Origin of the sequence: Natronorubrum thiooxidans (assembly GCF_900156475.1) — an archaeon.
Classification (GTDB): Archaea; Halobacteriota; Halobacteria; order Halobacteriales; family Natrialbaceae; genus Natronorubrum; species Natronorubrum thiooxidans.
On sequence record NZ_FTNR01000007.1, the window covers coordinates 141,105 to 152,691 of the forward strand.

The window sequence follows — 11,587 nt, forward strand, 5'->3', positions numbered from 1 at the left end:
GAGCCACTCGAGGCGTGCCTTCGTGAGCAGTCATCGACTCTCGAGGCGGTTCGAATCATGCCGGTTCAAAAAATGTTCGACTGGCCCGACTAGTCTCAGTTCAGCAGGTGTTGGGCGATCGTGTTCCGCAACACTTCGCTGGTGCCCTCGTAGATCTCGTTGAGTTTGGCGTCGCGGTAGAATCGCTCGGCGGGGAAGTCCTTGGTGTAGCCGTAGCCACCGTGGATCTGGATGCCTTCGTTTGCGACTTCACGCGAGACCTCGGAGGCGTAGAGTTTCGCCTGTGCGGCCTCTTTGATGAAGTTCTCGCCGCGAATCTTCTTGTCGGCGGCGTCGTGCATGAGCAGGCGGGCAGCGCGCGTTTTCGTGTCCATGTCGGCGAGTTTGTGCTGGATCGCCTGGAACTCGCTGATCGGCTGATCGAACTGTTCGCGGTCCTGGCTGTATTTGGCAGCCTCGTCGAGGGCCGCCTGTGCGATCCCGATCGACCGGGCCGCGATCGTGATACGGCCGCCGTTGAGCGTCTTCAGTGCCTGCACGAAGCCGTCTCCCTCGTCGCCGAGCAGACGGTCTTCTGGAATCCAGAGATCGTCAAATCGAAGTTCGGCCGTCGGACAGCCCTTGTCGCCGAGTTTGTCCTCCGTGCCTTCGACAATGAATCCGTCGTCTTCCTCGGGACGGACGATGAACGAGGAGATTCCCTTGTTGCCCGCGTCGGGGTCCGTTTTGGCGAACAGGGTCACTGTATCGGCGACCGAGCCGTTCGAGATCCAGAGCTTGCCGCCGTTGATCAGGTAGCCGTCGCCGTCTTTTTCCGCCGTCGTCTCCATCGCCGGCACGTCGCTGCCCGCACCGGCCTCCGAGAGAGCGAACGCACCGATGTCGGTGCCTTCTGCGACAGGCGTGAGATATTCTTTTTTCTGTTCGTGGTTACCGAACTCATACAGCATGTTCCCCGCAAGCGAGATGTGGGCGGCGACGATCGTTCCAAGCCCGCCGGAGCCACGCGAGATTTCCTCGAGGGCCGCCGGATAGGTGTGGTAATCGAGTCCAGCACCGCCGTACTCCTCGGGGAACGGCATCCCCATCAATCCGAGTTCGGCGAGTTCATCGACGATATCCTGCGGGAACTCGTCTTTTTTGTCGATCTCGTCGGCGACCGGTATGATCTCTTCATCGACGAACTCCGAAACCATCTCGGTAATCTGGCGCTGTTCGGCCGTGAGACTGAAGTCCATATCTCATACTTCACACGTCTTTCGTATAGATTTTCCTCTTTAGGAAGCCACCTCGTAGTGCTCGACCAACAGTCTCCACGACGAGTCCAGCCGCGAAAGAATATGTGCGATGGGCTAGAATAGGTGCAGTATGGCATACAGTTACGAGCCACACCACTTCGAGGAGTTCGAGGAGGGTCAGACGTTTCAGAGCCCCGGTCGAACGATCACTGAAACGGACGTCGTTATGCACTCCGCGATGACCAGCGACTGGAACGAGTTGCACACGAACGCCGAGCACGCCAAAGAGCGGGATTTCGGCGAGCGAATCGTCCACGGCCCGATGACGTTCGTCCAGGCGATCGGCATGGTCATGCGGATCGGCATTCTCGAGCGAACCGCCTACGCGTTTCTGGGCATGAACTATATGGATCTGCCCAACCCGGTCCACATCGGCGAAACCGTCTCGCTCGAGATCGAAGTCGCCGAGACGAAGTCGCTGGAGAGCCGTGACGACGTCGGCCTGGTCGTCTTCGAAACGGAGATGACAACACAAGACGAGACCATCGTCTTTCAGGGTGACCTGAAGTTCTTCGTGCTCACGGCCGCGGAATAGCCCAGCGCTCGTAACAGCTGTCGACAGGAGTTTCGAGTTATCGAGTAGTATTCAAAGATGGTAGTTTAGATATCAAAAGACGAATTGAGAGACCGGCCGAATCGAAATTGGGGTCGCTCCGGAACGGACCCGCTCGAGTATCGAGCCACGAAAAACAGCTCTAAACCGGGCGAGAAACGGACTGACATACTGTTTCGAGCGTCAAACACGCGAAATTCGGTCGAGTCCATTACAGCATCGTTTCTCACGCTCGAGGGACGCTATCCGTTGAATACGGCACTCAGCAACCCCAAAACCATCGAAACTCGTTTACTCGAGGAGTCAACTGGAGCGACGGAACTCGATCCCGGGAGATCATATATAGAATTTTATATAACCGTAGAACTATCCATTTACTATTATTTCTGGCGCGCCGCCTCGAGGTGGCGACGTTCGATGACGACCTCCGCAGCCCTGGCGTTTGCCTCCTCGGGATCGTACGCGTCGGCGACCTCTCGGATGGCTTTCATCGAGGCAGTTCGAACCAGCGCCTCGAGGTCTGCACCGGTGTATCCCTCGAGCTCCGCCGCCAGCGCCGAGATATCGATATCGTCGTTGAGTGGCTTCCCGCGCGTGTGGACCTCGAGGATTTGCTCGCGAGCGTCGTGGTCCGGCTCGGGGACGAGCACGTGCGTATCGAGCCGACCGGGTCGAAGGAGGGCGGGGTCAATATGATCCTTGCGGTTGGTCGCAGCCAGTACGACGAGGTTCGGGTTCTCGCGCATCCCGTCGAGTTCCGTCAGGAGCTGTGAGACGACGCGTTCGGTGACCTCGTGGCCACCTTCGCCGCGAGCGGCAGTGATCGCGTCGATCTCGTCGAAAAAGACGATCGATGGCGCGGACTGGCGGGCACGCTCGAACACTTCGCGGATCGCCTTCTCGCTCTCGCCGACGTAGCGGTCGACGATCTCTGGTCCGTCGACGCGAACGAAGTTAACGTCGGTTTCACCCGCCAGTGCTCGTGCGAGCAACGTTTTTCCGGTTCCCGGCGGCCCATAGAGCAAGACCCCAGAGGGTGGGTTGGTGTTGGTCTCCTCGAAGAGTCGCTCGTAGGTCAGCGGCCACTCGACCGACTCCTGGAGGACCTGTTTTGCTTCCTCGAGGCCACCAACGTCCGAAAAGTCCGTCGTCGGCGATTCGGCGACGTACTCGCGCATCGCGGAGGGTTCGACGGCCGCGAGCGCGGCATCGAAGTGGGCTTTGGTGACGGCAGGGTCACGATTCCACGCCGTCCGATCGTCGGCGTCAGTCGGCCGATCCCGGATCGCAGCCATTGCTGCCTCGCTTGCGACTGCATCGAGATCCGCGCCGACAAAGCCGTGCGTTCGGCGGGCGATCGCGTCAATACTGACGTCGTCTGCGAGTGGCATCCCGCGCGTGTGGACCTCGAGGATCTCTTTGCGGCCCGCAACATCTGGGACACCGATCTGGATCTCGCGGTCGAATCGCCCACCACGGCGGAGGGCGGGATCGATCGTATCGACGCGGTTGGTCGCCCCAATAACGATCACCTCGCCACGGGCGTCGAGGCCGTCCATCAGGGTCAACAACTGCCCGACGATCCGGTTTTCGGCATCCCCCTCGTCGTCGCGGGTGCCGGCAATCGAGTCGATTTCATCGAAGAAGATGATCGTCGGCGCGTTTTTTTGGGCCGTCTCGAACACGTCACGGAGTCGCTCTTCTGACTCGCCTTTGTACTTCGACATGATCTCCGGGCCGGAAATCGTCTCGAAGTGGGCGTCGACCTCGTTGGCGACGGCGCGGGCAATGAGCGTTTTGCCCGTGCCCGGCGGTCCGTAGAGCAAAACGCCCGAGGGTGGCTCGACGCCGAGTCGCTGGAACAGCTCCGGCTCCGACAGCGGGAGCTCGATCATCTCGCGGACGAGCTCGAGTTCCTCGTCTAACCCGCCGATATCCTCATACGTGACACCAGGGGAGAGCGTCGTTTCGGCGTCGTCGGACGACGAATCTCCCGAACTGGGTTTATCGCCCTTGGTCCGACCCCTGTCCCGGCTAGCACTCGAGGAACCCCCCCGTTCGGACTCCGTGCCAGTTCCGACGATTCGAACCGTGGTTGTACTCGTAATCCGAACGTCCCCATCGGGGTCGGTATCGGTGACTTTGAACGGGTTCTGGTCAAGCCCTTCGATCCGGATCTGTTCACCGGCCCGCACTGGACGATTTCGGAGCGTCTTGGCCGCCGTGCGTTCGGCAACGCCCTGCTGGCTGTCGGTAAACGACGCCGGCGGAACGAGTGTCACCTGCTCCGCTTCGGCGATCGTCGACGTGTCTTTCGTTCGGACAGTAACCGTATCACCGACGTGTGCCTCGGCGTTTGCGCGTGTATCGCCGTCGATCTGGATGACGTTCTCCGGCACCGACGGATCTGCCGGCCACATCTTCGCGACCGTCGCCTGTTCTCCCTCGATCACGACAGTGTCGCCGCTCAACACGCCGAGTTGTCGGCGTGCCAGTTCCGGGATTCGTGCGACACCCCGTCCAGCGTCCCGTTTTTCGGCGGCGCGAACCGTCAGCGACACGCCATCCGAATCCGACTGGCTCATACACTGTTCCTTTCGGGCGGGTCATCTTGAGAATTGTCCCATCAACGGGCGTCGAAATCGGCCGTTCCCAGTGTGCGCTGTATCAACAACAGTTCCAATGGCTACCCCCCGGTCATACTCACTTGGTTTTTGCCGTAACAGAAGCCGAAAATCAACACTCTGGCCGTTCTGTAGCGGTTCTACAGGATATACGCCATCGTCTCTCTGATTGACGAGTGTTACAGCATCTTTCGATCTGCCGTAACACCGTTCCGTCTGGTTGTTTTGCGATAGCAGGGTTCGCTACGCACTCCTATCTCACCCGTCACTCGAGAAATGCTGTACAGCGGCGTCAAAACGCGTTTCAGCGATTGTAACCGAGTCACACAGCTATCCGAACAATGGGGCTGATCGCGAGTGCCGTCTGGAAAAAAGCCATCACTCGAGTCGGGCGCGATGCTCGGCAGCGAGGTCGCGAGCCTGCTCGAGTGTGTGGGTCTCAGTCCAGCGGACGCGGTCGCCGTCGCCGTAGGCGAGCGCCGTTTTGAGTTCGTCGCGGAGCACCCCGTGGTCGACTGCGAGCACCGTTCCCGATCCGTCGCCGAGTTCGTAGACGCCCGGCCGATCGGGGGCGCTAGCAACGGCGCTTCGATCGAGGTCATGCCATGGTTTCTGAAGCGGCATGATATTCAGTCGTGCTGGTCGGCGTCGTCGGAACTGTCCTCGCTCGCGACGAGTTCGTAGGCGTGTTCGCTCATCTCGTCTTCAGCGAAGACGAACACCCGGCCATCGACCAGCGAGAGGTCGGCTTCGACGCGGATCGAGTACGCCTCCGTCGCGACGGTCACGCCCGGGAACAGTTCCTCCTCGTCGTCCCCCTCGAGCATCACGCGACCAACACCGGTCGACTCGAGGATCTCGTCGTGGGTGTTACGGTCGTTGACGTAGGTCATGACACCGTTGATACCATCGGGATCAGTGACGAGAACGTGGACTTCCTTGCCTGGTGGAGTCGTTATCGCACCGTCGACGGGTTTGGGCGGACCATGATAGAAAACCTCCCGACCATCGAGGTACTCGACGACGACGCCACCCTCGACAAAGTCGACACCGATGGTGCTGGGTGCGACGTTGCTTCGCGCGCTCATTAGCCTCCGATTCGACGGCAACGGGGAAAAGCGACCGGTTCCGGTTCCATCGCCGTGTCGACTCGCTGCATCGAGACCGTCAGCCGTAAATACACGCTCTGAGACGATTTCGATATGAACGGCCGCGCCGTTGCCCCGGCAGCTGGGACGGTTCTCAACGCGCTTGCAACCGGAACCGGCTCGGCGTTTGCGATCGATCTCGAGACGACAGCTACGGTCGAACTCACCGACGATGGCGAGGTCACTGCCGAGATCGCCGGCCAGCCCGACGCCGATACGACACTCGTCGAGCGCTGTGCCGAGTTCACGATCGCCGAACACGCCGACGCTGCAGGACTCGATGACTCAACTGTGGGCGCGCACGTAGAGACGAACAGCGACGTCCCGATGGCCTCGGGATTGAAGAGTTCGAGCGCTGCGGCGAACGCAACCGTGATGGCGACGCTCGACGCGCTCGAGGTCAGTGATGCGGTCGATCGGATCGACGCCTGCCGACTCGGCGTCCGAGCGGCCCGCGATGCCGGCGTCACCGTCACCGGTGCGTTCGACGACGCCAGCGCGAGCATGCTCGGCGGCGTCACAGTCACCGACAACACGGCCGACGAACTGCTCGCCCGCGAGGAAGTCGACTGGCATGCACTGGTCTACACGCCACCCGAACAGTCGTTTAGCGCCGACGCCGACGTCTCCGCCTGCGAGCGAATCGCCCCGATGGCCGACCTCGTCGCGGAACTCGCTCTTGATGGCCGCTACGGCGAGGCCATGACCGTCAACGGCTTCGCGTTCTGTGGCGCCCTCGACTTTTCGACGGGCCCCATGATCGACGCCTTGCCCGATGTCGCCGGCGTCTCGCTGTCCGGCACCGGGCCGAGCTACGTCGCCGTTGGCGAGCGCGAGACGCTCGAGACGGTGCAGGATCGATGGGCCGAGCGCGACGGAACGACACGATTACTGCAGACGCGAACCGATGGGACACAGATCCAATGACTCGAGACACAACGATGAACGGAGACGAAGCGAATCGAACGCCAGACGAGATGAGCCTCGACGAACTGCGCGAGGAGATCCAGACGATCGATCGGGAGATCGTTGAACTGATCGCACAGCGAACCTACGTTGCGGACACGATTGCCCAGGTCAAAGACGAACAAGGGCTGCCGACGACCGACGAAACACAGGAACAGCAGGTCATGGACCGAGCAGGCGACAACGCAGAGCAGTTCGACGTCGATGCCAACCTGGTAAAAGCAATCTTTCGGCTATTAATCGAACTGAACAAGGTCGAACAGCGCGAGAGCAGGTAGCCGTATTCGGGCGTTTCAGGGCATCTACTGCTGTCCGGATTGCAAAATCTTCTTCCGGTAGTTGCTCTTTCGTTCGTCGATCGATAACACAGGAATCTTTCAGTAGACAGGCGTCGCGTACAGCATACAGAGACTGTCTCCTTCACTCAGTTCTACTCGTTCACAGAAAGCAGAAGTCAAACTAGGCGAGATATCAGGTTGGACTTGGCCCCGTTATCGTCACCTCGAGATCGATACCCAAGTCGTGCCCGGAGATTGGCCCGTTGTCGATGATTTTCTGCGGTTCCATGTCTGGATGGCCGATATCCCCGTCTAGTCCTGTCCCGAGGAGTGCGGCGGTCATCGGAAGCGGTGGACGGCCAGGAGCCCGCACGATATTGCCGGGATCGTCCCCGACGACGATTCGCATGCCCATCCCACCCCATTCATGCGGGGCACAGAACAGGTCATACACACCTTCGTCCTCGAAGCAATAGAGCCAGAACCCGTGGTGCTCGTTGACCGTCGATGAAAACGCAGGAACGCCGTCGGGGACGCGTTGCTGGCGCTCTTGACCAGGGTGGTACGCCGTCGCCGTGTGTTCCGGCGTGTGGAAATCGAATTCGACGATCGCCCCCGGCTCCACGTGGAGTCCCACGGGGGCGAAGTGGAACGCACCGAACTCGACCGTTTGGGCCGGGAGATTCGCATCGTCGATTTTGTCCTCGTCGGCGTGGAGCTCGACGGTCTCGTCCGGCCCCAACCGGCTCGGAATCTCGTCCTCGCTCGTCCCTGAATAGCCGAAGTGGGAATGGATAATCGGGCGGCTGGCATTATCGGTCTCATCGTGCTCGTCTGACGGTGCAAAGGCACTCTCTCGCGCCTTTGCAGTCCCTCCGAATATCGGGAGCGCCGCGCCGAGTCCGGTAGCTCTGAGGACGGTTCTGCGTCGGCAGATCGGTTGACTATGCGGTTCTTCGGGTTTCTCCGCTGTTCGGTCTGGTGTACGTGCCATTGGTGATGTTCGGTGTGCATTACTTCCGTGCCTGTACCATCGTTTCCGGGCCGGGAAGTGGTCTGGATTCACCACCCTCGAAGCCGGCGTCGTGAAGCCACTCGATGCACTCTCCAGCGGTGTAATCGAAGCCCTCCGGCGTCTCCAGCAGCATGTTCAAGCTCATCAGCAACGGCAGTTCGGCGTCACGGCGTTGCTCGTCGATCATCGTCCCGTAGACGATGACAGTCCCGCCGGGGTTGACGGCCTCAGACACCTTCGCGAGAATTTCTCGCTTGTCGTCGAGGCCCCAATCGTGAAGGATATGACCGAGAATGTAGACGTCGGCAGCCGGTAACGGTTCGTCGGCGAAGAAATCGGCATGACGAAATTCAATCCGGTCGGCGGCGGGACTCTGGCTTGCGAAGTCCTGGAAGTAGGGTTCGACACGGGGGAGGTCAGCACCGATCGCGTGGATGTGGTCGTTCTCCTCGGCGATGCGCTTGGGGACGATCCCTTCACTGGTTCCGAGATCAACTACCGTTTCGAATCTCGCCCATGGGAATTCCTCGGCGAGTGCGTTCGCGACGCCCAGACTCAGTCCGGTCATCGCCCCGACGAACTGTTCGAGGATCGCATCGTTCTGGTAGATGACGCCTTCGAAGGGATGGGTATCATGATCTTCGAGTTCGTTCTGGGAGCTACCGGTCCGCAGCCCCTCTTCGAGGTCTCCCCAGAAGTGGTAGAGACGATCGTTGGCCATCTCAAGAAACCCACCGAGGTAAGAGGGGCCTCCTGGAACGAGGAAGACGTCAGCCTCAGGGGTATTGCGGTACTCACCGTCCTCACGCTCGAGGAAATCCAGCGCGACGAGGGCATCGAGGAAATCAGCTGAACTTCGTGGGTGAAGCCCTAGTTCGTCCTCGAGCGTGGCCCGCGTCTTCGATTCGGCAGACAGCGCCTCGAATACGCCGAGTTTGGTTGCGGTCAATAGCGTCTTCGATGCTTGGAAACCCAACCCGATCTCCATGATCTGGTTCGGTCTGGGGTCTTCTGCTGGCATGCGTGTTAGCCTCCGTGATCGGGATGACCACATCGAAGTCGTCGCCCCGGGCAAACATATAATTAATGTTACATTTGTATGAGTCGATAGGAGACCTATTGCTGGGTAACAAAATGTAACCGCGTTCGCTCCAGTTGACTGTGGTTATTTCGGGCTCTGCCCTTCGGGGAGATCTGCAACTGTCCACTCGAGAGCCCACTCTTCGAACGCGTCGAACACGCCGGCAAGTGCTTCGCCCCGTTCGGTCAGGCTGTAGTAGGTGGCGATCGGCCTGTCCTCCAATCGTCGACTAACGAGATTCCGCTCTTCCAGTTCTCCGAGTACTCGCGAGAGGGTAGCCGAATCAGCGGTCGACGTTTCTTGGAGTTCGGAGAACCGCTGTTCTCCCCAGAGATGAAGGCACCGTAAGACGGTGAGGCGCCATTTTGACCCGGCGATCTCGAACGCCCGTGCGACCGGACATATCTCGAACACGTCGTTATCACGACCGGGTTTCGGGGGGAGCGTGTCGTTACAATTCATTGTCCCATCCCATGTTACACTTTCACACATCAAAAACCCACCTCACGCCCGATCTAGCCGATGTTGCAGCTACCGGGGTTCGATCTCAAATCGTATTCCCTGAAGTCACTCCTAATCGAAGAAACCGGTTAGTCAGGCAGGCGGTATCCCAACACACGTCCGAGGACAGACAGGGCCTTGAAGGCCCAATGCGGTGGGCTCACCGCGTAGATGTCCTCCTCGTGTTCCGTCGTCAGCATCGCTAACAGCAGGATGTCGTTGAATCCCTCCGGAGGTAGTGACACTCCTCGCTCCGTGACGAGCTGATGGAACCGCCGGAAGAACGCCTCGTGCTGTAGCGCGGGCTCGTGGACGTTTACAATTTCGACCGGGGTCGTATTCCTGAACGTATGGGCCGTGCCCGGAGGGACGGTGTGTTCCTCACCAGCCGTTACCTCCATCCATTCCCCGTCTACGTACACTTCCAGCACACCTGAAACCACCTCGTAGCGCTCCTCGGCGTGTGGATGGGTGTGGACGAACGGGCCTTCCTCGGGAACGGTTTCGATCTCAAACCGCATTTCCAACAGCTCGCCGTCCGTGTCCGCTGTCGAACGCGTGATCTCCCAGCGGCCAGGGAAACCACCCCAATCGAGGACGCGATCCTGCTTGCCGCGATCTACTGCCGTCATGGAGTTACCCTCATGGTACACCCTCGCTGTTCGGCATCGATTTGCTTGTCATGGACATTCGTTACCTCCTGTGCCGTCCGTTCCGGTGCTTGTGTCGGCTTGAGACACTTCCACGTAACGGACGCCACGGTGCCGGATTGTGCTCTGTTACGAGCAGCTAGTGCTAGCACCGAGACCGACTTATATATTAGGAGAAGAACATTTCTCTAATAGAGCCAGACGTATCCGGATTACGAAACAACGGTGTCTGTCCGTGGCTCCCGATCGAACTCGACGATGTTCATCTCGTCGTCCAGCGTGAGAGTGAACTCTGTCGTCTCGACCTCGATAGCAAGCGATACGCGGAGGGGCTTCGTAGAGACCGATGTCTCGACGCTGTTCTGAAGCAATTCGATGGCCTCGTCGAGCGCGGGTGAGTCGATGTCCAACTCGGGATTGCCGGTCAGTTCAGTCGCCAAGACGAGACCAGTCGCGAACATCTCGACCGGCAACCGCTTGGCGAACCCACAGGTATCACACTTCATGTCTGCCCAGACTGGGAACGGCGTTCCACAGGAATCGCAGGGCAGACCATTCTCCACTTCGTGCACGTCACAGGCCGTCACCGACGACGAGATCTGTCCCGCACACTCACAGCAGATACCATACATCAGATAAGTGATGTCCAGCGCACACCGATAGAGACCGGCTGCGAGTGCTTGTTCAGAGTCGCGAGTCGTTAGTCCTGCTGCCGGGTAATTCGTGAGGAAGAGCGTTCCGACTGGTGCCTGATCGCCGAACAATCCGTAGCATTCGGTACATCTGACTCGAAGCCATTGATCCTCGTAGGTGACCGCAACGGCTGCTCCGCATAGCGGGCAACTCTCATCGAGTTCTCGAGAGAAGTCGAGGCTCTCCGCTCCGGAAACGGCTATCACCGTTCTGGCGATCTGCTTACCCGCACTGCTCAGCCGGTATCCGTCGTCAGTTCGTCGGACGAAATGGGGAGCGAGTTTCGAGAGATGGTAGTTGAACTTCCCGTTATCATCGATATCAATCTCGGATTGTAACTCAGAATATGACACCGTCTCGACGGCGTCAGAGCCGTCGTCGTATTCGTAGGCGGCACCTGCCCGCCAGAGTACGCGAATGATGTCCAGCCGTATTTCGTTCCCCAGAATGCCGAAAGCCTCGTCCGAGGAAAGCCCGTCCAGGTCGAGATCAGGAGTGAATCGGGTCTGTTCCATGTTACCTATACACATTCCAAAACCATAAAACGCACCTCCAGACAGTCCGCGGGAGACTGAGAAAATTGTAAGATACGCGCCATGGATTTACCACTACCGCAGCAGTGTCTCCCCGATTAGAAGATCTCGACAGACCTCATTGATAGCGGCGCGTATTCAATTATATGTGGGCTCCTGTAAGCATCTGTATCGCCTGTTTTCGATGCCTTGAATATTCCAGAATTACTTTATTGTACTAGATAGTATAATGTATTTTAGCTACCTG

At 59.1% G+C, this 11,587-nt stretch carries 12 protein-coding genes; 3 read left to right on the forward strand and 9 right to left on the reverse strand.

Annotated features, from left to right (window positions below):
* Window positions 1-95: 95 nt before the first annotated feature.
* Complete coding sequence (locus BW940_RS11280) at window positions 96-1,238, reverse strand: acyl-CoA dehydrogenase (protein ID WP_076609312.1); 1,143 nt, start codon at window positions 1,236-1,238, stop codon at window positions 96-98.
* Between the two features lie 130 nt (window positions 1,239-1,368).
* On the opposite strand from BW940_RS11280, the gene BW940_RS11285 reads away from it, so the two are divergent.
* Window positions 1,369-1,833, forward strand: a complete 465-nt coding sequence (locus BW940_RS11285) for a MaoC/PaaZ C-terminal domain-containing protein (protein ID WP_076609313.1) — start codon at window positions 1,369-1,371, stop codon at window positions 1,831-1,833.
* A 398-nt stretch (window positions 1,834-2,231) separates the two neighbouring features.
* On the opposite strand, the gene BW940_RS11290 is transcribed toward BW940_RS11285, so the two are convergent.
* The 3 genes from BW940_RS11290 to BW940_RS11300 all read right to left on the reverse strand — a co-directional run bounded on the left by BW940_RS11290 (window position 2,232) and on the right by BW940_RS11300 (window position 5,563).
* Window positions 2,232-4,436, reverse strand: a complete 2,205-nt coding sequence (locus BW940_RS11290; RefSeq protein WP_076609314.1) for an AAA family ATPase — start codon at window positions 4,434-4,436, stop codon at window positions 2,232-2,234.
* 417 nt (window positions 4,437-4,853) lie between these two features.
* Entirely contained in the window at window positions 4,854-5,099 is a 246-nt protein-coding gene (locus BW940_RS11295; protein ID WP_076609315.1) for a DUF7508 domain-containing protein, read from the reverse strand.
* A gap of 5 nt (window positions 5,100-5,104) precedes the next feature.
* A complete protein-coding gene (locus tag BW940_RS11300; protein WP_076609316.1) occupies window positions 5,105-5,563 on the reverse strand; it encodes a DUF5796 family protein in 459 nt (152 codons plus the stop codon).
* A gap of 114 nt (window positions 5,564-5,677) precedes the next feature.
* On the opposite strand from BW940_RS11300, the gene BW940_RS11305 reads away from it, so the two are divergent.
* Together BW940_RS11305 and BW940_RS11310 are read left to right on the forward strand one after the other, a co-directional pair.
* Entirely contained in the window at window positions 5,678-6,550 is an 873-nt protein-coding gene (locus BW940_RS11305; protein ID WP_076609317.1) for a shikimate kinase, read from the forward strand.
* Complete coding sequence (locus BW940_RS11310; RefSeq protein WP_076609318.1) at window positions 6,547-6,867, forward strand: chorismate mutase; 321 nt, start codon at window positions 6,547-6,549, stop codon at window positions 6,865-6,867. Before BW940_RS11305 ends, BW940_RS11310 begins: the two co-directional genes overlap by 4 nt.
* A gap of 193 nt (window positions 6,868-7,060) precedes the next feature.
* Here the strand turns inward: BW940_RS11310 and BW940_RS11315 are convergent, their stop codons facing one another.
* The 5 genes from BW940_RS11315 to BW940_RS11335 form a co-directional block, all read right to left on the reverse strand.
* Window positions 7,061-7,861: a cupredoxin domain-containing protein gene (locus BW940_RS11315; protein WP_076609319.1), complete on the reverse strand. Its 801-nt coding sequence runs from the start codon at window positions 7,859-7,861 to the stop codon at window positions 7,061-7,063.
* A 19-nt stretch (window positions 7,862-7,880) separates the two neighbouring features.
* On the reverse strand, window positions 7,881-8,903 hold the full coding sequence (locus BW940_RS11320; RefSeq protein ID WP_076609320.1) for a methyltransferase: 1,023 nt from the start codon (window positions 8,901-8,903) through the stop codon (window positions 7,881-7,883).
* Window positions 8,904-9,047: 144 nt separating this feature from the next.
* Entirely contained in the window at window positions 9,048-9,425 is a 378-nt protein-coding gene (locus BW940_RS11325) for a winged helix-turn-helix transcriptional regulator (RefSeq protein WP_076609321.1), read from the reverse strand.
* A gap of 128 nt (window positions 9,426-9,553) precedes the next feature.
* On the reverse strand, window positions 9,554-10,096 hold the full coding sequence (locus BW940_RS11330) for a cupin domain-containing protein (RefSeq protein WP_235847795.1): 543 nt from the start codon (window positions 10,094-10,096) through the stop codon (window positions 9,554-9,556).
* Window positions 10,097-10,326: 230 nt separating this feature from the next.
* Window positions 10,327-11,322 (reverse strand): DUF7351 domain-containing protein, encoded by a 996-nt coding sequence (locus BW940_RS11335; protein ID WP_076609322.1) that lies wholly within the window; start codon window positions 11,320-11,322, stop codon window positions 10,327-10,329.
* Window positions 11,323-11,587: the final 265 nt, after the last annotated feature.